This window comes from Oryzomonas rubra (genome assembly GCF_008369015.1).
GTDB lineage: Bacteria > Desulfobacterota > Desulfuromonadia > Geobacterales > Pseudopelobacteraceae > Oryzomonas > Oryzomonas japonica.
Map to the genome: position 1 here is coordinate 153125 of NZ_SRSD01000009.1, position 21587 is coordinate 174711.

The following is a 21587-nucleotide window of genomic DNA, read 5'->3' on the forward strand; positions in this document are numbered from 1 at the left end:
TGGTGGTGGTGAGCAGAATGGTTGTTCTCCTTTGTTCTTTCGTTTAGCCCGGCTGCCGCATCTTCAGGCGTTTGGAGAGCGCCGGCTGGGATATGCCCAGAAGCCGCGCGGCCAGGGTCTGGTTGCCGTTGGCCCGGTCAAGCGCCTCCATGACCAGGAAGGCGGCGGCATCGCTGAACGTGGGCAGTTCGTCGAACCCGGCAAAGGGGTTCTGCCGGGCCGCCGGAGCTACCGCTCCCCCCCCGCCCTGTTTCTGGGAACGCTCCACGGCCTTGATGAACGACTCCATGGAGAGCATCCGGTCCCGGTGCACGCTGACGGCGTCGTAGATCATGGCCTTGAGTTCCCGCACATTGCCGGGGAAGGTGTAGGTGGCGAGGAACTGCGCCAAACCCTTTGGCGGGGTCGGCTTCTTCTTGCCCAAGGCCCGGGCCGCCTCCTCCAGGAAATGGTCCAGCAGCAGAGGGATGTCCCCGCGCCGTTCCCGCAGCGGCGGCACATGGAGATGGTGGGTCCGCAGCCGGTAGTAGAGATCCCGGCGGAAGGCCCCCGCCGTCTCCTTGACCGCCAGGTCCTGATGGGTGGCGACGATGATGCGGGCCTTGAGCCGCTTCGGCAGGTCGCACCCCAGGGGGAAATACTCCCCCTCCTGGAGCAGCCGCAGCAGCTTTACCTGGGAAGGGATGCTCAGGTCGCCGATCTCGTCCAAAAACAGGGTGCCGTCGGCCGCCTCCTCCACCATGCCGCGCCGCACCTGCTCGGCGCCGGTAAAGGCCCCCCGCACGTGGCCGAACAGGGTGTCGGCGAAAACCGTATCGTCCAGCCCGGCAACGTTCACCGTCACCAGTTTGCCCCGGCAGCCGCTCAGGGCGTGGACCGCGCGGGCGACCAACTCCTTGCCCACGCCGCTCTCGCCGGTGATCAGAAGCGGCTGGGGGCTCCTGGCCACCGCTTCCGCATAGGTGAAGACCGCCTGCATAGCCCGGTCGTTGGTGACGATGGCGCTGAAGGCCTCGGGGTGCCGGACCTCGGGCGAACCGAACCGGCTGGCCATCTCCCGGTGATCCCGCTGCAACTCCTGCATGCGCACGGCCCGGAGCACGCCGTTCACCATGCGGTCATCATCGTCGGTCTTCACGAAATAGTCGAACGCCCCCCGTCGCATGCAGTTGACGGCGGTCTCCACCTGGTTCAGGCCACTGATGACGATGGAGGCGATCTCGGGATGGCGCTCGGCGATCTGCTCCAGAAGCTCTTCCCCCGACAGGTGCGGCATGGTGAGGTCCAGCAGCACCAGGCCGATCTGGCCCTGGTCCAGGATGGCCATGACCTGGCGGCTGTCGTTGCAGGTGGCGATATTGGTGATACCGGCGCACGACTCCAGGGTCAGGGAAAGGGAACCGAGCCAGTCCGGCTCGTCGTCCACCAGGAGGATGCCGAAATCGGGATACAGGGGCTCGCTCACGTTACGTTCTCCTTCCGGTACTCGGGCAGGGTCAGGGTGACGGTGGTCCCGCTGCCCGGGGTCGAATCGAACTCCAGGGTGCCGCCGTGCTCCTTGACGATCCCGGCCGATACGGAGAGACCGAGGCCGGTACCGCCCATGTCACGCTTGGTGGTGAAGAACGGGTCGGTCAGACGCGACAGGTGCTCGGGGGAGATGCCGCTCCCCTCGTCCCGCAGACGGAAGACCACCAGGCCGCGGGGGGCATCGTACAGGGTGGCCAATTCGATGCCCCGCCCGGTGTCCGGCAACGCCTGGCAGGCGTTGATGATCAGATTCACCAGCACCTGCTCGATGCGCTGGGCATTGCCCCGGACCGTGGGGAGCCCCTCGGCATACCCGGTGCTGAAACGGCTGGTCGCCTTGCGGATGGAGGGTTCGACCAGCCGGACGGCCGCCTGGGCCACGGCGTTGAGATCAATGGTGTCGTTGAAGGCGGTATCGTCCCGCCGGGCAAAATCCTTCAGGTCGTCCACGATCCGCTTGATGCGCTTGCCCGCTTCCTGGAGCTTTTCCAGGCTGCGGGGCATCTCCTCCCGCATGCGCGAATAGGGGAGCCCGCCGCAGGTAAAATCGCCGTTTTCCTGATAGTACCGTTCCAACACCTTGGAGGCGTCCTGGAAAAACCGCCTGAGGATTGGGACCTCCAGGAGGATCAGGCCGGTGGGGTTGTTGATCTCGTGGGCCACGCCCGACACCAGCACCCCCAGGGCGGCCATCTTGTCCGCCTGGACCAACTGCTGCTGGTTGAGGAGCAATTCCTCCTCGGCATGGCGCCGCTCGGCGATCTCCCGGGTCAGGTCGGCGGTGCGCAGGGCCACCTGGCGGTGCAGGGTGCGGGACCAGAGGGCAAACCCGCCCAAGAGGAGCACCAGCGGGATTCCCACGATGGCGGCATACCGAGTGACGGTGGCCCATTCCACGCGGTTCGGCTCCAGCACGCCGAGCCATTTTTCATAGATGGCCTGGTATTGCCCGGTCTTCCTGAGGATGGCCAGCCCTTCGTTGAAGCGGGAGATCAGCTCCGCATTGCCCCGGTTCACGGCATAACAATAGCGGTGGGTGGCCACGTTACGGACCACCGGAATCAGGTTGGTCAGTTTCAGTTCGCGGATGATGTACATCCCCGGCACGATGGCGACGATGGCGAAGTCGGTCTTGCCGGCGGCCAGAAGACGCAGGGCGTCGGCCGGCGTAGCGGTCAGGATCAGCTTGCCGCTGAACCCCTTTTTGACTAGGTAGTCGTGCATGATCCCGCCCCGGTGAACCGCCACCACCTTCCCTTCGATCTCGTCGAAGGTGTTGATCATGGGGGACTCCCGGCGGGCAAATATGGCGTGATTCACGATGGTGTGGGGGAGGGAGAAATCCACCTCACGGGAGCGTTCCTCCGAGTAGGACATCCCCTGGAGCACGTCGACCTTTCCGGTCTGAAGGGCAGTGCGCACCTCCGCCCAACCGGTGAGCCGGAATTCGACCTTCATCCCCATGACATCGGCGATGGCGCGGGTCAGCTCCACGTTATAGCCCGAGGGCTGGCCGTTCTTGTCGATGAACTCGTAGGGGGGGTACTCCCGGTCCCCGCCGACGATGATCACCTTCTGGGGAGTGCCTTGGAGCGTATCGGCCGGGGCGGCGCCGGAAAGCAGGCAGGCGAGGGCCGCCATAGCCATGAAGAGCACGGCGGCAAACCTGGATAAGAAGGGCACACCGTTGCGCGATGGTAGTATGTTTCCCAAGGTCACGTCGTTATCTCCAGCGGCCCCGGTCCGTATTGATCCCCAGGCGGGTATACAGGCGGGAGGAATCCTTGCCGCCCGCCATCTCTTCCTGAGCCGCCCGCCCCACAATGGCCGCCAGGGCGGTTTCCATGGCGGCATCCGGTTCGACAAACCGCAGGCCGACCAGGCCAAACCCGTAGTGGATGATCTGGGCTGTCACATCGAGCGGAGGGAGACCGTCGCCCTGCTGCAGCGTCAGCACGCACCGCTCCCCCTGGCGGACCACATCACAGGCAGCGTCGTCCGAACTGACCAGCGCCCCGTGCAGGGAAATATTTTCAACATAACAGGGGAAACGCTGGCTTTGGTACTGCAACACCCCATTGGCCACAAAAACGATCCGGCGGGACGATCTCTTTTCGCGCATAGGATTGGCCCTTTCACGACACACATTCACACCGGTTCAGCCACACATGGCTTCAGTTTCTCATAAAATCAGGACAAGGACAATAAATTGGTTATACCACCTTTCCACGGCGGGATGCAGCCACACCACGGCCATGGGGGATGGTGAACAGCGACGCAAAGAACAATGGCCGCCATGGCCGTAATCTGCTATAGTTTGGGGGCACGGGTGGTCATGTACGACGATAGGGGGTTGGTATGCTGAGGATTGCGTTGGTAGTGGCGCTGCTCGCGTCTTCATGCGGAGCGTATGCCCTGGGCAACAACGACCTGGTTCAGTTGAATCTGCGGGGAGCCCGGCAGCAGGTACAACAGCAACCGGATCTGGTAGAACTGCTTCAGCCGGCGCACCAGGCCAGGCTGTGGCAGGAGGACGCTGTGCAGGAGTTGGTGTGGCAGCAGCAACGGCGGCAGTTCAGCCAGGAACGTTACCGGCAGGAAGTGTTCCTGGAACAGCAGCGCCATAAGGACACCCGCAGGATCGAGGAAGAGCGGCAGCGGGGTATCATGATCCAACGGGAACAGACCCCGCTGTTTCAGTAAGGCCGGGCAGGAGGGCGTACCCGCCCGAAGAAACGACTCCCGACTGAGGCGCCCTCCTGCCCCCCTAGGGGACATAGATCATCTTGCGGGTCATCCCGCCATCCACGATAAAATTCTGGCCGGTGATGAACCCGGCCTGGGGCGAGACCAGGTAGGCCACCATCCCGGCGATATCCTCGGGCCGCCCGACGCGCCCCGCCGGATGTTGACCGTGATCCTCAGGACGCAGTTCCGGCGCCGTGCGCCTGCCGCTCTTTTTCCAGTCGTCCACGGCGATCCAGCCGGGGCTGACGCAGTTGACCCGGATGTGCGGTCCCAGGCTGACGGCCAAGGCGTGGGTCAGGGCCACCAGCCCCCCTTTGCTGGCGGAGTAGGCCTCCGTATCGGCTTCGGACTGGAGGGCCCGGGTCGAGGCGATGTTGACGATGGCCCCCCCGGCGCTCCGCAGGGCCGGCACCGCGTGTTTGGCGCAGAGAAACGCCCCGGTGAGGTTGGTCCCCAGGACCCGGTTCCACTCCGAGAGCTCCAGCAGTTCCACCGGGCCGGGAGGCGAACTGCCGTGGCCCGCATTGTTGATGAGGGCGTCCAGGCGGCCGAAGCGGGAGAGCGTCAGGTCCAGCGCCCCTACCACCGCTGCTTCGTCGGCCACATCCAGCGTCACGGCACGCACAACTCCCAGGGAATCGAACTCCCCGGCCGTTTCCTGGGCCGCCGCTACGTCCCTGTCGGCGATGACCACCGCCATCCCCTCTTCCAGCAACCGTTTGGCGACCCCCTTGCCGATCCCCTGACCGCCCCCCGTCACCAGCGCCACCCTACCGGCGGTTTGTTGTGTCATACCGCGTCTCCTGAAGTGTCTTGAAAATTACGATAAAATCGTGCTGGGCCATGGCGGAGCGCCCCTCACTCTTCGTCGGCCAACTCTCTGGCTATGCGGATGAATTCCCCCCTTTGGGCCACGAACGCCCCGACCACCTCGGGGTCGAAATGTGTGCCCGACCTCGCCAGAATCCACTCCTGGGCCTCTTCATGGGAGAAGTCCCGCTTGTAGACGCGCCTGCTGACCAGGGCGTCGTACACATCCGCCAGGGCCATCAGCCGGCCGGCCAGGGGGATGGCCCTGCCGCTCAATCCGAGGGGATAGCCGCTGCCGTCCCATTTTTCGTGGTGCGATTCGGCCATCTGGAGCGCGTAATTGAGGAAGGCCAGCTTCTCCGGGTGCTCGGTCCCGCCCATGGTCTTGGACAGGGCCTGGGCGCCGATGAGCGTGTGGGTCTTCATGATGTCGTATTCTTTGGCGGTCAGCGCACCCGGCTTGCACAGGATGTGATCCGGGATGCCGACCTTGCCGATGTCATGGAGCGGCGCGGATTTCGCGAGGAGTTCGATATTCGCTTCGTCCAGTACGGCGTAACCGGGGAGCGTGGCAAGCTGCCGGGCAAGGACTTCCACGTAGCGTTGCGTCCGCAGGATGTGCCGCCCCGATTCTTTGTCCCGGGCCGCAGTGAGGGTCGACATGCTGACGATGATCGTATCCTGGGCCTGGATCAGGTCGCGGTTGCGTTGTTGCACCTTGCGGGCCTCGATCCCGTATTTCACAAGGCTCAAAACCGTCATCACGAGGATCGGCGTCGCCATGGGGATGAGCGGCGGAATGAACAGCCCCTCCCGGGACAGCAAAAGCGCCCTCGCCCCCCAGTAGCACCCGCCGCTCATCCCCATAACGGCCAGAAGCGACAGCACGTATCCGGGGCGGCTGAGCAGCCAAGTGCTCATCCCCCCCAGCAGGAGGACGGCAAACAGCCCGGCGCCCCGCGCCCACGTGGGCTGGGCGATGAACGTGCCGGACAGGATCGTGTCGATAACGGCGGCATGGGCCTCGACCCCGTGGATCTCCTGCCCGGACGGGACTTGATGGACATCGCCCAGCCCCTTGGCCCAGGCACCGATCAGGACGATCTTTCCCCGCAGGCTCCCGGCCGCCGGGTGACCGTCCAGAATCGCCCGTGCCGAAAAATAGGGAAAGGAATCCCGGGTACGGAAGTCAATCAGGGTATCCCCCAGGCGGTCCAGGGGGATACGGCGTTCTCCCCAGCTAAGCAGGGTCTCGGACGCATCGTGGTCGATGCGGAGGCGCCGTTCTTGGGATGCGAGCAGGACGGCCCCCAGGGCCAGGGAGGGGTAATAGGCGCCTTCGTAGTGCATCAGCAGGGGAACCCGTCTGAGGACCCCGTCCAGGTCGTGTTGGGCATTGGTGAACCCCTCGGCCCCGGCAGCGGCGGTCAGCACCCCAATCCCCCTGATCATCCCGGTAGGCGTCGGCCACTGGGCACTGGCTCCCGGCATGGCCGCCACGATCATGCCGGCGGGCAGGCGGGGAGCGCCTCCGGCTCCCGACCTCACTCCCGTGGCAAGGTCCAGATAGTATCCAAGGATGGTAGGACCTCCCGCCAGGGCCTTGGCTAGGCGCTGGGAGTTGACGTCCGTGACGACGGCCGGGGGTGGGGATGGGGACAGCCCAAGGTCGCGCCGCCGTTCCGCCATGATGACATCGGGAGAGGTACGGTCCGGCTCCGGCATCAGGAAGTCGAGCACGACGACCTTCGCCCCCGACGCCTCAAGCCGCTCCACGAGGCGGGCCAGGCGGTAACGGGGCCAGGGCCACTGCCCGTAGGCCTTGAGGCTCTCCTCGTCGATCCCCACGATCACCGGAACGCCGCTCTTCTGGGGAGCGGCCCGACCGGCGAGCATGAGGTCGTAGAGGCGAAGTTCCGTCTCCTGTATGAACAGCGGCGAGAAGATGAGAAGCAATCCGGCGCAGAGCGTAAGGGCAAGGCCCGCGGCAATCAGCGCGGGACGCCCTCCCCGGAGCGGCAGGAGGCGTTGGGGGGTGGTGCGGGAGTGGGCGGCGACAGGGAACATACCGGCTACGCCTAGCGCACGATAACCTCAACGCGCCGGTTTCGGGGTTCAGCAACCCCGTCGGGCGTTGGGATCCGAGGGTTACCCTTGCCATGGGAGGATGCGGTCAGGCGTTGCGGATCGACCCCCTTCCGTACCAGCAGGTCCCTGATCGCCTGGGCACGTTCGTAGGCAAGCCTGTCGTTGAGCTGGACCGAGCCGACCGCGTCGGTATGCCCGCTGATACTGATGTTGATGGCGTTACGCCGCTTGATGGCGGCAAGGATGGTGGGGATGACGGCCCGGGACTCGGCCATCAGGCAGGTCTTGCCCGTTTCGAAAAAGAGGATGAATTTTTCCGATGGGAGCGGTTCGACCGCCAATGCCTCGGCAAAGGTCGCGGCAATATAGGAAGGGTCGGCCGGTGCCGGGGGAGAGGGGGAATTTGAACGGCCGGAGACGCGGGTCATCTCCTGGGCCTTTTCCAGCAGTTGTTTCCCCCCTTCGGTGGTCACCTCCGCCTTGCCCACATGTCCGTCCGGGTCGGGCATCAGAACGACCGCCCGCCGGGAGGCGCAACCGTCTGCCAAAGCCAGGAGCGCCACCATCAGCACGCCCGACAGGATGACTCCCGTCGGCCCGGTATGGCCATCGCTGCGCGGCACTATTCCTGGACCTCGATCAGCAGCCTGGTCCCCCGTACGGCAATGGTCGCCTCGGGGATTTCCAGCCGGATGGCGTGCGGGGCCAATTTCGCCATGAGCCCGGAGAGATAGACAAAGGTCCCCTTGGCCATCCGCGCCAGGAACGTGAATTTACCGTCCTTGGGGTCGAAAACGTACTCCTTTATGGCGAGTTCGCTGCTGGGACCCAGGGAAAGCGTCGTGTCATCCGCCAAGACAATACCCAAAGAGCCATCCTTTGCGGTTCTGATCACGTCGCCCCGATGTACCGCCCCCCCGATTGCGGCAGGTTGCGTAAGAGTGCCCCGAAGGAAAGACGCGGACCCTTTCAGGGTCTGTACATGACCGATCACATCCGTCGGCGCGGCGAAGGCCGAAGCGGCGGAGAACAGGAGAAGGAGTCCGAAGAATATTGTTTTCATTGCGCGTCTCCCTTTTTCTCAGTAATTCAGCCCGTTACCCATAAGGATACCATTATAAACAAAGATTCGCCAAAAGAGGGACAAAAAAAGAACGCACCCCGGCCATTGACATTCAGCGCCTCATGTGCATAAATAGTCGCCGCTGAAAACAAGCGTATGTGATAACCGATACTACTCAACCATCCGCGAGGATGGGGCGGAAAGCCTACAGGGTCTCACCGAGACAGCCGGGTTGCCGAAATATCATAGATATTCGGCAACCCGGTTTTTTCATTTCATCCCACCCCTTACGCAATGGGCGGATGAACAAACACTATCCCCAAAGGAGAACATTATGAAGAAGACCATCTATTCCTGCTGTTTGGCCTTGTCGCTGTTTTTTGCCGTCAACCCCGCCATGGCGGACGATATCAGGGGAAGGCTCGGCGTCACCGGCAGACTCGGCTTTCTGGTCCCTGCCGACAGCGAGCTATCGGGACGTAGCGCCAGTACGGATACCGCTTTCGTCGGCGGCGGCGGGTTCATCTACGGCATAACCAAAAACATCGCGGCAGAATTAGATATCACCCACACCGACTACGATGTCCACGGCTACGGTGAGGGCGGCAACGCCGAAACCAACAACTTCTCCCTGGGCGCCCAGTACCGTTTTGACGTCGCGGTCCCCCGACTGACCCCCTATGTGGGCGCCGGCCTGGATATCCTGGTCAACGACTTCACCTACTCCGACGGGACCAGGACCGACGTGGACACCTGCCTGGGCGTCCATATCAGCGGCGGCGTCGACTATTTCGTGACCAAACAGGTGGCCCTGACCGCCCAGCTCAAGGCAATCCTGGCGCCCAACGCCGATATCAACTACCAGGGCAATAAAGTCGGCAATATCGACCCCATGAGCATCTCCACGACCTTTGGCGCGAGATACTTTTTCAACTAAAAACAACCGTCCCGAACAACAAGACCCCCGCCATGCACGGCGGGGGTCTTGTATGAAATCCTGGGGTGCCGGTCCCCTCTCAGCGCTTGATCGTACCCCCTCCCAGCAGCAAATCGTACTGTAGGTAGGCCTTCAGGCGTTCCGGCGTATTGACCGTCTGCGTATAGAGGAGCCGATCCATCTCGTCGGCCTCGCGCTGCGTGAGTCCCCGAACGATCTTGAGCATCATGGCGGCATCCTTGAAGGACTGATCCAGGTTCTTCGCCTCCTCAGCCGTCTTTGGTGGGGCGGCCATCACGTCCTGAATGGTCTTGGCCATGGTCATGAGAACGGTGCGTTTCACATTCGTCGTATAGTTTGTATAGATCCATATCTGCACATCGTCACGCACGCCGATGCCGCTGGTATCGATCCCCGCCAGGGTGGCGTTGTTGGCCGCCATATCCGGCATGGGCGGCAGGTGGGGGTTCATCTCCGCAACCGTGGGGGCGGCCGGTGCGATCTTCTTTTCAGGCCGGTAGACGAGATCGCCCATGCAGGCGGCAAGACAGCACACAAGCCCAGCCGTCACCATCAGCTCCACCATGAGCGCGCTCTTTTTGATAACCGCCATCTCTGCTCCCGGTCCGCAGGTTTACGTCTATCGGCTGTTACAATGCAAGCCGGCCTTTCCCACTCGGCTGAAAAGTCGGCGGAGTATTTTGCAACACCTCCGGGATCGTTGCAAGGGCAAACATGGGCCGTGCCACAAATGGCGCTCCCGAACCGGGCACTTTCGGCGCAAACAGGCCCTGGTCCAGATTTTTTTGCGTGAGCCCCTTGACCGCAGGGAGGGGTTTGGACTAAAACGAGGGTATGAGGAGAACGTACGATGTCTGACTATATCGTCATCTGCACCTCCTGCGGCGCAGCCAACAGAATCCCCGCCGACAAGGAGGGTAAAAAGGGGCGTTGCGGCACCTGCCGCGCCCCCCTCCCGCCGTTGTACCACCACCCGCAGCAGCTCACGGAGCAGACATTCGACGCCTTCGTGCAGAACTACCCGGGGCCGGTACTGGTGGAGTTCTGGGCACCATGGTGACCGCACTGCGTCTCATTCGCACCGGCGGTGCGAACAGCAGCGGAGAGATTGGCGGGAAAGGCGGCCGTCTGCCAGGTCGATACCCAGCAGAATCCGGCCCTTGCGGCACGGTTCGGCGTGCGGGGCATACCGGACGTCGTGCTGCTCCGCAACGGCAGGGTCGTCGCCCGGCTCGCCGGGGCGCAGAGCGTTGAGGCCCTGCTGGCCTGGTTCCGCCAACAGCAGTAGGGTTTCGCAGTGGACTTGAATCGGGGCCATGCCCGACAGATCAACTTCCAGGCGCCTATTCCTGTTCCAGAACGACAAAATCCCTGGAGACGGCAAAGGCATCATCGACGTACACCTTGACCTGGTGCTTGCCCACCCCCAGTACGGATGCCTGAATGCCGGACCAGACATTGAGGGGCGGAAGGCTCGACTCAACATTCATGGACCCTTGGAACACCAACCGGTCACCCGTATACCAGCGGTACGTCATGACATGGGGGCCCCCCTCCTGCTCCGGGTCATCCCACGAGAACGTGGTGATGACGTACACCTTCCCCCCACGGACGAACGTATCGGCAACCCCGGTCGGGCCCTGCATCTTTGACACATTCTTCGCGAGAAAACATCTGGTGACGTTCTTTTCTCCAAGCGCCACCCCCCCCCACGAAGCGCAGCCTCCCAGTAGCGACACCAGTCCCGACACCACGACGAATGAACGTATAATTTCCATATCTGATCTCTCTCAAGAACGATGTACTTAGGCGCATGAACGAACTAACGTTAGAGTTCACAGCCACCCGGGGAGCCGCCGCATCAGTGTAGTATGGCACGCCTCAGGACAGGGAGTTCTCCGGCTTCTTTGCCGTGTCAAAAAAGTCCTGGGCCCTCTTCTGTACCTGTTCCGGGTTACTGCAGTTTGAGCCAGGAGACTCCCCCCATATATTTTCTGCGCACCGCGTCCTGTACCGTTGTCGCCCCTCTCCGGCGCCGCAGGTACGCCCCCAGGGCCCACACCGGGAAGAAGAGCCGGTAGCCGTGGTAGCGCAGATAGAAGACCCTTGGGAAGCCGGTCCCGGTAAAATGCCGCTCCTCCCAGCCGTTGTGGTAGCGATCGACCAGGTACTGCGTGCCCCGCTGGACCTCCGGGCGGTCCGTTTCTCCGGCAGCCATGAGCGCCAGGAGCGCCCAGGCGGTCTGGGACGGGGTGCTGGCGCCGCTGCCGGCCAATGACGGGTCATCGTAACTGGCGCACGTTTCTCCCCAGCCGCCATCCCCGTTCTGGCACCCCACGAGCCACTCCACCGCCTTCCTGACATACGGCTTCTGCATATCCTCTCCCACCTCATGCAGACCGGAAAGCACGGACCAGGTGCCGTAGAGATAGTTGACCCCCCACCTACCGAACCACCCCCCAAACGCCTCCTGCTCCTTTTCCAGATAGGCGAGCCCCCTGGCTATCGGAGGGAAATCCGGGCCGTAACCGAGCATCCCCAGCATTTCGATACAGCGCCCGGTGAGATCGGAGGTGCTGGGGTCGAGCAAGGCGCCATGGTCGGCAAAGGGGATATCGTTCAGATACAGGTAGTCGTTGTCGACATCGAAGGCCCCCCAGCCGCCGTCGGAATTCTGCATCCCGATGACCCACCTGACCGCCTTGGCGATCTTTTCCCGGTATTCCTCCCGCTCCAGCGCCCCGGCCCGGAACAACCCCATCAGAACCTTGGAGGTGTCGTCAACATCGGGATACAGGGTGTTTTCGTACTGGAACGCCCAACCGCCGCACGCCAGGCCGGGACAGTTGCCCGACCAGTCGCCCGGCGTGCTGATCTGACGGTCGAAAAGCCACTTCATGGCTTCGTCCGCAGAGAACAGATTCCCCGGTATCCCCGCTTCCACCAGGGCCGACAGGCTCAGGCAGGTATCCCATACCGGCGAGTTACACGGCTGGCAGAGACTGAAATGGTCATCCCGGGCTGTCGCCGCATGCCGCGACAGCAGGAGGTCAGGGGCCGCCGAAGAGCGGTCGATCCCTCCCCCAAAGGGGCTGTTGTGGGGTACCGCGTCAGGAGCAGGCGTCCGATGGATCAGCAGATCGTCGAGAGCCGCTATCCCCCGCACATAGTCGGGATCGTCCTCCCGGCAGCCGAGGGTTTTCAACGCCATCACGGCGTTGGCCATGGCCGGGTAGATGGCCCCGATGCCCCCCTCCCCCTGCATGCGCGCCCGGGTCCATTGTTCGGCCTGGCGCAGGGCGTGGGCCCCGATCCTTTTCGGGATGTGGTGCATCGTGCGCTTGAGAACGCGGTCGAGAACGATAAAGACATTCTTCCGCCAGGCCCGGTGCCGGAAGTGATCCAGGTTGCCCAGCATATCGGGAGGCGTGGTAAACAGTTCGGTGATTCCCTCATTATAGCGCAGCGCACAGACCGGCTGTTTCGCGTAGAGGATCAACAGCGGCACGATGACCGTTCTCGACCAGTAGGATATCTTGCTGAGATGGAAAAAGAACCAGCGCGGGAGCAGCATGATCTCTATCGGCATGGCGGGTGGCGTATGCCAGGGGACCTGGCCGAAGAGCGCCAGGGTGATCCTGGTGAAGACGTTGCACCGTGCCGCACCGCCAAGGGAGAGGATGATCTGCCGCGCCTTTACCATGTACGACGCATTTTTGTCATGGCCGAGCAGCTTGAGAGCAAAGTAGGCTTTTACCGAAGCGCTGATGTTGGCATTGCCGTCCACGGCGTACAAGGGCCAGCTACCGTCCGGCAGTTGCCGGTCAAGGAGATAGGAGGAAAGGCGGGAAGCGGTTTTTTCGTCGACGCTGCGGCCGAGAAACCGCTGCAGCATGATGTATTCCGACGGGATGGTGACATCCGCTTCCAGCTCGAACACCCAGTGCCCGTCCTCGTTTTGCAATGCGGCGAGCTGGTGCGCGGCCTTTTCCAGGACCGACTCGACATGCAGGAAGGTGTTTGCGGATGCTACCGCTTCCGCCTGTTTGGCTCCCCTGCCCCCTTCTATGACATTCAGTTTCGTTTTCGTTTTGCTATGCATCATGTCTGTTTCTCCGTTGAATAACACAGCTACGCGTAGTTAACTGCGTTAACCAGATGGGCAAAAAATTACGCGGCGTGCCCTTTCAAGAGCCCGTCTATCAAGGTTTCGGCCATGAGCGCGGTATCGGGCATGGGAAAATCCCTGGTGAAGATGATGCTGGTCACCAAGCCGTGCATGGCGCTCCAGAACACCATTGCGAGCATGGGGCCGTCGGTTTTCTGCAGGACGCCGTACCGCATGCAATCACTGATGAGATCAAGGATAGCCCGGTACGAGCGCAAGGCGATCGTGTCCTTTGTCATAAAGCTGTCCGGCGAGCCGTAGACGACCGGACTGGTGAAGAATACCGTCTTGTAGTGTTCGGGGTGGGAGACGCCGAACCGGATATAGTGGTGGAGGACATGACGGAGCGCTTTCCCCGGGTCGGGCTCGGCCTGCCTGATTTCGACCACAGCTTTGAGAAAAGCGGCATAGAGTTCTTCACAGATATAAAAGAGCAGATCGTCCTTGTCGCGGAAATAGAGGTAGATCGTGGTCGGGGAATGCTCGATCCGGGCGGCCAGCTTACGCATGGAGAACTGGGAATACCCCTCCTGGGAAAAGAGTTCTCGCGCTGCGGTCAGGATCTCCGCGCGGAACTGTTCCTTGTGCTGTATGCGCCGTTCCTTCAGCCCCATCATTAACACCGTTAACTGTAATTACCAAAAGTAACGTACTTGATATCACACCGAACCGGATATGGCAAGAGAAGGAACAACCACGCGCCCACGGTTTGGCTGCACGGCGGTTTAGACCTTGCGGACCGGGGCGATCAGCCCCAGGTCGATCATGGGTGACGGCAGGGACGGTTTGAGGGTGAGGACCCGCTTGCGGAAAGGGCTCATGAGCAGCTTCATGATATCGCCCTTTTTCATGAACCGGCCAAACCGGCGCAGGAGCTTGATGGTCTGAAAGGGGCGCAGGAAGAGCCGGTTGGCGAACAACAGCATGTAGCCTTTCTGCCGGGCCCGGTTCACCACATCTCCCGGCAGGATGCTCGGGTCGATGTCCGAGCACTTGAACCATTTGTTCCAGTCGCGTTTATCGTCGATAATCCCCCGCTCGACGTAATCCTGCCACAGGGGGGTGCCGCGGTAAGCGCAGAGGCGATTGAAGCCGAAGGTGTCCAGCTTGAGGCGGGCGGCAAAGCGGAAGCTTTCCAGGATATCCTCCGCGGTCTCATCCGGCGAGCCGACCAGAAAGAAGCCGTGGATGGTTTCGATCCCGTGGCGTTTGGCCAAGCTGACGGCGTCCTCCACCTGCTTCATGGTCTGCATCTTCCCGATACGGTCGAGCACCTTCTGGGTGCCGGCCTCTACCCCAAAGGCGAGAAAGTTGCAATGGGCCTTGGCCATGATGGGAAACTGGTCGGTGGCGACCGAATCGACCCGCCCTTCGCAGCCCCAGTTGAATGCAAACTTGCGGTCGATGATCCCCTGACAGATGGCGCCGATGCGCTTGCGGTCGAGTAAAAACTGGTCGTCGGTGAGATAGATGGAGCGGTACCCCTCGTCGTTCAACTGCTGCATCTCGCCCAGGACATGTTCGGGGGAACGATGACGCCACTTGCGGTTGGCCAGGGAGGGGATGCCGCAGTAGATGCACTGGTAGGGGCAGCCCCGGGACGTCTGCATGGTGCAGAAGCGATCCAGGGAGAGGACGGCGGGAACGTCGAGCGGCATGGACTCGATGTAGTCGATGGGCAGGCTCTTGCGGTCCGGGTAGGGGAACTGGTCCAGATCTTCGATAACCGGGCGCGGGGCGTTCTCGACGATGTCGCCCCCCGAGCGCCACACCAGGCCGCCGACCGTGCCGGGCGACCCCAGGTTCTCCAGAAATTCCGGGAGGAGTTCCTCCCCCTCGCCCCGGGCAACGTAGTCGATGTCCCGGGTGTCCGCAAGAATCTCCTTGGCGTTAATGGTCGCAAACACGCCGCCGACAATGATCGGCGTGTCGGGGGCGGCCTGTTTGAGCTGCTGCGCCATGCTGCGGGTGGCGGGATAGGCGGTGGTCGACAGGAACGAGAGCGCTATCACGTCCGGCTTCTCGGTGCGCACCGCACAGGCGATATGTTCCGCCTTCATCTGCGGATGGCAGGTGTCGAACATCCGCACCTCGTGGCCGTGCTGACGAATAATCGGCGCCAGGGTTTCGATCCCGATGGGGGGGAAGGCCATCACCTGGACGCGATCCTTGCTGAATCGGGAGTCCCCGAGTTCGGCAGGGAGAAGCCGGTAGAAGTCCTCATCCCGGATGTAGATCAGAAAAACCTTCATGGGTATGCCTCGGCGCTGAAATGTGGTGGATTTTTGTTGCGCTTACTTATACGGGCTTTTGGTGGTTTACACAACCACTTCGCCCTGTTAAGAAGACGGGGCGTTTTTCCGATTCAATGCCGGCACGCCACGGGAGGCCCAAGAGGCAGAAAAAAAGGGCTCACAGCGATTAACGGCAAGCCCTTGTGGGGATTTGCTACGGGGCGACACGGATGGCGGGGCTACCCCAGAGATGACGTATCATGGTAACGGCTCAGATGTTTTTTTAGAGCGGCCGTGTCTTATGCCGAGCTTATCCAGCCGCCACCGTAAGGTGCTCGGATTGATGCCAAGCAATTCAGCCGCACCGCCAGGTCCATGGATCCTGCCATTGGCCACTCGCATGACATCACTCAGGTGCAAGGCCATTGCTTCATCAAGCCTCAAGGGGGCGGGAGAGTTGCTTACCTCTTTGGGGACCGTGTTTTCACTTTTTCTTCCACCCGGCAGCAGCGCATCGAACATCAATTGCCCCCCCTGGTGCAGTATCACCTCGCGCTCCATCAGGTTTTCCAATTCGCGGACGTTGCCGGGCCAATCGTAATTCACCAGACGCGCCATGGCTCCCGGTGCAATGGCGGGCGTGAGGGCAAAACCCAATTCCATGGCCTTTGCCCTCACAAAATAGCGCGCCAGGAGCGGAATGTCTCCTTTGCGCTGCCGTAGCGGCGGTATGATAATGGGAAACACATTCAGCCTGAACCAGAGATCCTCCCTGAATCTGTTTTCCGAAACCATGTTTTCCAGGTTGCGGTGGGTTGCGGCGATCACGCGGATATCGACGGGGATTGGTTTGTTGCCCCCGACCCGTTCGATTTCTCGATTCTGGAGGACGCGAAGCAGGCGCACTTGGGCAGGTGGCGGCAATTCCGCGATTTCATCCAGAAAGATGGTCCCGCCGTCGGCGCGTTCGAAGCGTCCGCGCCTTTCATCGACCGCTCCGGTAAATGCCCCCTTTTCGTGGCCGAACAGTTCACTGTCGATAAGGCTCCCCGGGATCGCCCCGCAGTTGACCTTGATGAATGGTCCGTTTTTGCGTGGCGAGGCAAAATGAATTGCGTTGGCAATCACTTCCTTGCCGGTCCCCGTTTCCCCCAGAAGCAATACCGTGTTGTTGAGCGGCGCCACGTGCTGGACCATATCCAGGACGTTTTTCAACCCCGAATCCTCTCCGATTATTTGGCCTCCGGCTCGTGTGGAGAGTTCCTTGTTCAGAAAGTGGTTGTCGTCGATAAGGCGATCCCGATATTTCAAAAGCTTTTCGTACGACAAGGCATTGGCCAGGGCGATGGCAAAGGGGGTGGCGACCGTCGCAAGGAGCCCTAAATGCCTGGCATTATATCTTCCCTCGCCACGCGCGCATAATATCAGCGACCCCAGTGATTTTCCCTCGATCAGGAGCGGCACGAAAATTTTTGAATTTCCTTCAAGCTTGATGAATGGTGCCAAGATGCGGAAAAAATCGTCGCGATCAGAGCTTATAATGGTAGGAACAATGGGTTTCCATGCTTGTACCTGTTTCCAAAGCTTCTTGGGAATGGCAATGATCTCATCCGGAAGATCCACATTGTCCGCCGCTACGTTGGCTATTCTCCTGATGGATGAGATATTGGCATCGTGAATGGTCAGGCTGAGGGTATCCAGGGGGAAGTAAAGCTTCAGATAGTCGAAGGCATTCCTGAGCGCTGTTTTTATATCGAGGCTGCTGCAGATCCTGATCGTAACCTCTCTAAAAAAATCGTCCCGGTTACCCATATGGCCTCTCTTTCCGGCTCGCTGGTGTGCGGCCGCTCAATTTAACGCAATATTTTGCAATTATTATACTTTAAGCAACATATTGCAATAATATTAGCAGCATATTGCCACTACGAGGCAGCATAACAACACAAAATCATGATATTATTTATATTAATGTCTTGGCACGATTATAGCTTTAGCATATAAGCAATATACACGATGTTGCGATTTTCTGCCACCCCAAGGCTGAAACAGTCCCGTTACCGATTAAAGAGATATATCAACCTTCAAGAGCTTTAGGAGATCAGTCTGTTTTCCCCTCGAAACAAAATTAACGTAGCCAATTGCTTGAAAGCCGCACTGGTGCTTATCATCGGCGGCTGTGCCAGCTTGCCTCACAATACTCCCAATACCTCACCGCGTTCACACATGCTCGATCCCAATCAGCTGAATGCAGGCAGCACGCTGAAATCGGCCGCAAAACAGCCGACCCCGTGGCCGTCGCAGCAATGGTGGAAGGCGTATGCCGATCCGCAGCTTGACCGCCTGGTCGAGGAGGCGACCTCCGGGAATCCGAGCATACGCATGGCGCAGGCCCGCGTTGCAAAAGCGCAGGCACTGAGCGGAATCGCAGGATCGGCACAGTTCCCCTCCCTCCAGGCCGACGCCGCCTTCACCCGGGAGCAGTTCACGGAGCATCAATTCATTCCGGCGCCCTATGCCGGCAATTGGTCATGGAACAATCGGGCGACACTCGATCTCTTCTACGAACTTGACCTGTGGGGGAAAAACCGCAAAGCGCTTGCGGCATCCCTGGATTACGTCCAGGTGGCAACGGCCGAAGCCCAGGAGATTCGTCTGGCCCTCCAGACAACGGTGGTACGGGTTTACGTGCAGTTGTCGCTCCAGCATGTGTTGTTGGACATCGCCCGCTCGACGCTGCACCAACGCCAGAATATCTTTGATATCACCCGGAAGCGCCTGACTGCCGGGCTCGCGACGGAACTCGACCTGAGGCAGACGGAAACGCCGTTGCCGGCGGCACGGGCGGAGATCGAGCGTATTTCCGAGTCGATCGAGTTGTTGCGAAATCAGTTGAGTGCGCTTACCGGCAAAGGGCCGGGTGATGGGGAGAGTATCCACCGGCCCTCCCTGTCCCTCAACGTGCCGGTCGGCCTGCCGGCCGCCTTGCCTGCCGATCTGCTGGGACGCCGGCCCGACGTGGTAGCCCAGTGCTGGATGGTCGAGGCGGCCGGTAACGGGATCGACGTCGCCAAGGCGGCGTTCTACCCGAACATCAACCTTACGGCTTTTGCCGGGTGGCAGTCCCTCAGCTTTGCCCAATTCCTCTCTCCGGGGTCATTGATCGCAGGCTTCGGCCCGGCGATTTCACTGCCGATCTTCGAAGGCGGGCGGCTACGCAGCCAGCTTGCCGTTTCAACTGCCGATTACGACATCGCGGTGGAATCGTATAACAGCACCCTGATCCGGGCTCTGGAAAACGTCGCCAATCAGATTGTTACCCTGCGCTCCCTGGAAACTCAGCGCATGGAGTCGAACAATGCACATGATCTTGCGAATCGCACCTACGACATAGCGCTCAAGGCTTTCCGTTCCGGGATGACCGATTACTTCAATGTCCTCAATGCCCAGAACCAGACACTGATCGAAGCCCAGCGTAAAGCGCAGGTGGAGGCGCGTTTTCTCGACGCATACGCCGCCTTGATGCAAGCGATCGGAGGAGGAATACCGGTCACGCCGCCGCCAGCGAAGAGGATGCAGCAATGAGCGCTTTCGGGGCGGATACCGTGAAATCCCCGTTCGGCAAGGTATGGCAGGAACTGGCCTTTTGGGGCAGGACCGACGGCTTGGATTGGATATTCGTGTTCAAGATCATCCTGGCCGCATTCCTGGCGATGTGGATATCCATGCAACTGCGGCTCGACCAGCCGCGCACGGCCATGATGACCGCAGTCATCGTCATGCAACAGCAAACCGGCCTGGTCCTGGTGAAGAGCATCTATCGCATCGGCGCCACGATTGCCGGCATTCTCGTCGGTCTCCTGCTTTTGGGCCTGTTTGCCCAGGAGCCGGTGCTCTATGTACTCGGGCTGGCCGTGTGGGTCGGGCTCTGTACCGCCGGCTCGGCTTTCTACCGCAATTTCAGGTCCTATGGATGCGTCCTGGCCGGGTATTCGGCGGCCATGATGGGCCAATTCTCCATACCGGAGCCCATGACATTCTTCTCCATCGCCTCCACCCGGCTTACCGAGATCACCCTGGGCATCCTGTGTGCCGGCGTCGTCAGCGACGTCGTCTTCCCGCGGCGCCTTTCCGATGCCATTACCAGTAACGTCCAGAACCGCTACATGGAATTCATCGCTTTCATCCGGGCATCGCTCTCCGGCGCGGCCGGACGCGCCGAGCTCGACAGTATGCGACTCCGACTGGTCGGCAATGTGCTTTCACTCGAATCGATTCGCAGCAATGCGGTCCTGGAAGACCCGGAAGTACGGGGCCGCGACCTCAGGCTACGGAAGCTCAACAGCGAATTCATGGCGGTAACCACCACCTTCAGTTCATTCCAGCACCTTTTAAAGAGGCTGACGAAAAACGCAACCCCAGCGGGTCAGGCTCTCACCGGCCTGTGGGAATCATTCGGCGAGACGGTCGTTACCAAGGGTGAGATCCCGGCGAATGCCGATGCGGCGCATCAGGCCGCACGACGAATCGCCGCTTTCCGCGCAGTGCTGGGACGCCGCATCGAGGAAGTGCGGAAAAACATCGCGGCTGATGGTGACCCCCAAACAGTGCTGGATTTTGCGACAGCCGTGGAACTTCTGCACCGCTTCCTGCGGGAGTTGCATGCTTACACCCAAACATATGCCACACTGCCGAGCGCTGAAAACGAACCGAATACCCCGGACGATATCGACTTTTCCGTTCGAACCGACCCGGTAGTCGCTCTCTTGTCGGGGGGAAGGGCCTTTGTCGGGATCATCGTGATCGGGTGGTTCTGGATCGCTTCCGCATGGCCCTATGGTACAAGCGCCCTCACCTTTGTCGCCATCGCAAGCGCCCTGTTCGCATCGGCCCCCGATCCATCGAGAAACACCAACAGGATGTTCATTGGCCATCTGTCCGGCCTCGTTGCCGCATTCGTGTACAAGTTCCTTGTCATGCCCGACATGGACGGATTTGCACTCCTCTGCGCAAGTATGATTCCTTTTCTGATGGTCGGACTGTATATCCGCACCCGACCCGGCCTCGTCGATATCGGCTTCGGTTACACCGTTTTTTTCATCCAGATGACAAACCCCAGCAATACCATGCAATTCAACCCGGTGGACTTTATCAATGACGGTTGTGGCGTTCTCGTGGGGGTGGTGGTGGCGGGGGTCATGTACCGCACGATGATACCCGTGGCCGGTTCCTGGCTCAAGCAACGCTTGGCCCGCCAGATTCGTCATCAGGTGATCATGGCCTGCTTTGATCCCCTTGCCGGTCTCAGGAATCGCTTCGAAAGCGGCACTCGTGATTTGCTGCACAAGCAGGCTGCCGTGCAAAAAATAGAGAATGAGCAGGACCGGAGACTGCTGGCCCTGATGTTCTCGGTCGTCGAAATCGGCCGGGCCGTAATCCATCTGCGCCAGGATGCCGGGTCTCTCCGGATGCCTCAACCGCTGGCCGACAGTGTGCAGGAAGGCCTGTCCTCCACGGCGCTGTTTTTCAGACGGCCGTCTGCAACCTTTCATGATGCCGCCCTTGACCGCGTGACCAACGCCATCAAGACGATCTGCCTCGAAACTGAATCAGCAGCAGCATGCGTGTGCCCCCAGAATGTTCTGAATCGTATGCTTACTTCGCTGCACCTCATCCGGACTGCACTGCTGGACGAGGATGTCCTTGTTGCCGTTACGGTCGACAGTCCGTCGACCAACCTTTTAGGAGTAATTCCCCATGCCGCGTGAATTTGCCCTGCTTGACGCACTTGTGCCCACCCTGTTCCTCGCATTTCTGGTGAGCGTCGTTTCCCATACCTTACTGGACAGGATCATGGGGCGATGCGGAGTCTATCGGCATGTCTGGCATCCGCCGTTATTCCGGCTCAGCGTCTTTGTCTGCATCTTCGGCGCGTTCGGGCTGCTGATCCTCCGCTAAGGCCGCGGTGCGTTACGACACAATTTAATTAAA

19 protein-coding genes and 1 riboswitch are annotated in these 21587 nt (G+C 60.8%); of the genes, 6 read left to right on the plus strand and 13 right to left on the minus strand.

Going from position 1 to position 21587, the window contains the following annotated elements:
• Positions 1-43: 43 nt before the first annotated feature.
• The 3 genes from ET418_RS14625 to ET418_RS14635 all read right to left on the minus strand — a co-directional run bounded on the left by ET418_RS14625 (position 44) and on the right by ET418_RS14635 (position 3652).
• Positions 44-1465: a sigma-54-dependent transcriptional regulator gene (locus tag ET418_RS14625; protein ID WP_149308791.1), complete on the minus strand. Its 1422-nt coding sequence runs from the start codon at positions 1463-1465 to the stop codon at positions 44-46.
• Entirely contained in the window at positions 1462-3177 is a 1716-nt protein-coding gene (locus tag ET418_RS14630) for a transporter substrate-binding domain-containing protein (RefSeq protein WP_149308922.1), read from the minus strand. Before ET418_RS14630 ends, ET418_RS14625 begins: the two co-directional genes overlap by 4 nt.
• A gap of 76 nt (positions 3178-3253) precedes the next feature.
• Positions 3254-3652 carry a PilZ domain-containing protein gene (locus tag ET418_RS14635; protein WP_149308793.1) on the minus strand — a complete coding sequence of 133 codons (399 nt, stop codon included), beginning with the start codon at positions 3650-3652 and terminating at the stop codon, positions 3254-3256.
• A gap of 236 nt (positions 3653-3888) precedes the next feature.
• Here ET418_RS14635 and ET418_RS14640 point away from each other — a divergent pair, with 236 nt between their 5' ends.
• A complete protein-coding gene (locus ET418_RS14640; protein WP_149308794.1) occupies positions 3889-4233 on the plus strand; it encodes a hypothetical protein in 345 nt (114 codons plus the stop codon).
• Between the two features lie 64 nt (positions 4234-4297).
• On the opposite strand, the gene ET418_RS14645 is transcribed toward ET418_RS14640, so the two are convergent.
• From ET418_RS14645 to ET418_RS14660, 4 genes are all read right to left on the minus strand, one after another.
• A complete protein-coding gene (locus ET418_RS14645) occupies positions 4298-5071 on the minus strand; it encodes a glucose 1-dehydrogenase (protein WP_149308796.1) in 774 nt (257 codons plus the stop codon).
• 65 nt (positions 5072-5136) lie between these two features.
• Positions 5137-7155, minus strand: a complete 2019-nt coding sequence (locus tag ET418_RS14650; protein WP_149308798.1) for a CHASE2 domain-containing protein — start codon at positions 7153-7155, stop codon at positions 5137-5139.
• Between the two features lie 11 nt (positions 7156-7166).
• Complete coding sequence (locus ET418_RS14655; protein WP_149308800.1) at positions 7167-7799, minus strand: OmpA family protein; 633 nt, start codon at positions 7797-7799, stop codon at positions 7167-7169.
• Positions 7799-8239, minus strand: a complete 441-nt coding sequence (locus ET418_RS14660; RefSeq protein WP_149308802.1) for a FecR family protein — start codon at positions 8237-8239, stop codon at positions 7799-7801. Before ET418_RS14660 ends, ET418_RS14655 begins: the two co-directional genes overlap by 1 nt.
• Positions 8240-8402: 163 nt before the next feature.
• A riboswitch (cyclic di-GMP riboswitch) is annotated at positions 8403-8479 on the plus strand.
• 94 nt (positions 8480-8573) lie between these two features.
• On the opposite strand from ET418_RS14660, the gene ET418_RS14665 reads away from it, so the two are divergent.
• Positions 8574-9176 carry an OmpW family outer membrane protein gene (locus tag ET418_RS14665; protein WP_149308804.1) on the plus strand — a complete coding sequence of 201 codons (603 nt, stop codon included), beginning with the start codon at positions 8574-8576 and terminating at the stop codon, positions 9174-9176.
• A 79-nt stretch (positions 9177-9255) separates the two neighbouring features.
• Here the strand turns inward: ET418_RS14665 and ET418_RS14670 are convergent, their stop codons facing one another.
• The gene (locus ET418_RS14670) at positions 9256-9789 is read right to left on the minus strand and encodes a hypothetical protein (protein ID WP_149308806.1); all 534 of its coding nucleotides are present in this window, start codon (positions 9787-9789) and stop codon (positions 9256-9258) included.
• A gap of 258 nt (positions 9790-10047) precedes the next feature.
• Between ET418_RS14670 and ET418_RS14675 the strand changes: the two genes are divergently transcribed.
• A complete protein-coding gene (locus tag ET418_RS14675) occupies positions 10048-10485 on the plus strand; it encodes a thioredoxin family protein (RefSeq protein ID WP_149308808.1) in 438 nt (145 codons plus the stop codon).
• A 55-nt stretch (positions 10486-10540) separates the two neighbouring features.
• On the opposite strand, the gene ET418_RS14680 is transcribed toward ET418_RS14675, so the two are convergent.
• The 5 genes from ET418_RS14680 to ET418_RS14700 all read right to left on the minus strand — a co-directional run bounded on the left by ET418_RS14680 (position 10541) and on the right by ET418_RS14700 (position 17411).
• Positions 10541-10975 carry a hypothetical protein gene (locus ET418_RS14680; protein ID WP_149308810.1) on the minus strand — a complete coding sequence of 145 codons (435 nt, stop codon included), beginning with the start codon at positions 10973-10975 and terminating at the stop codon, positions 10541-10543.
• A 176-nt stretch (positions 10976-11151) separates the two neighbouring features.
• The gene (gene shc, locus ET418_RS14685; protein WP_246153112.1) at positions 11152-13302 is read right to left on the minus strand and encodes a squalene--hopene cyclase; all 2151 of its coding nucleotides are present in this window, start codon (positions 13300-13302) and stop codon (positions 11152-11154) included.
• 65 nt (positions 13303-13367) lie between these two features.
• On the minus strand, positions 13368-13979 hold the full coding sequence (locus ET418_RS14690; RefSeq protein ID WP_149308812.1) for a TetR/AcrR family transcriptional regulator: 612 nt from the start codon (positions 13977-13979) through the stop codon (positions 13368-13370).
• Positions 13980-14090: 111 nt separating this feature from the next.
• Positions 14091-15617, minus strand: a complete 1527-nt coding sequence (locus tag ET418_RS14695; RefSeq protein WP_149308814.1) for a B12-binding domain-containing radical SAM protein — start codon at positions 15615-15617, stop codon at positions 14091-14093.
• A 240-nt stretch (positions 15618-15857) separates the two neighbouring features.
• Positions 15858-17411, minus strand: a complete 1554-nt coding sequence (locus ET418_RS14700) for a sigma 54-interacting transcriptional regulator (RefSeq protein WP_149308816.1) — start codon at positions 17409-17411, stop codon at positions 15858-15860.
• Positions 17412-17756: 345 nt separating this feature from the next.
• Here ET418_RS14700 and ET418_RS14705 point away from each other — a divergent pair, with 345 nt between their 5' ends.
• The 3 genes from ET418_RS14705 to ET418_RS14715 are packed head-to-tail and all read left to right on the plus strand — an operon-like array spanning position 17757 to position 21554.
• The gene (locus tag ET418_RS14705) at positions 17757-19181 is read left to right on the plus strand and encodes an efflux transporter outer membrane subunit (RefSeq protein WP_274596137.1); all 1425 of its coding nucleotides are present in this window, start codon (positions 17757-17759) and stop codon (positions 19179-19181) included.
• Positions 19178-21364 (plus strand): FUSC family protein, encoded by a 2187-nt coding sequence (locus ET418_RS14710; protein WP_149308820.1) that lies wholly within the window; start codon positions 19178-19180, stop codon positions 21362-21364. The genes ET418_RS14705 and ET418_RS14710 overlap by 4 nt, the downstream gene beginning before the upstream one ends.
• The gene (locus tag ET418_RS14715; protein ID WP_149308822.1) at positions 21354-21554 is read left to right on the plus strand and encodes a DUF1656 domain-containing protein; all 201 of its coding nucleotides are present in this window, start codon (positions 21354-21356) and stop codon (positions 21552-21554) included. Before ET418_RS14710 ends, ET418_RS14715 begins: the two co-directional genes overlap by 11 nt.
• The last annotated feature ends 33 nt before the right edge of the window (positions 21555-21587 follow it).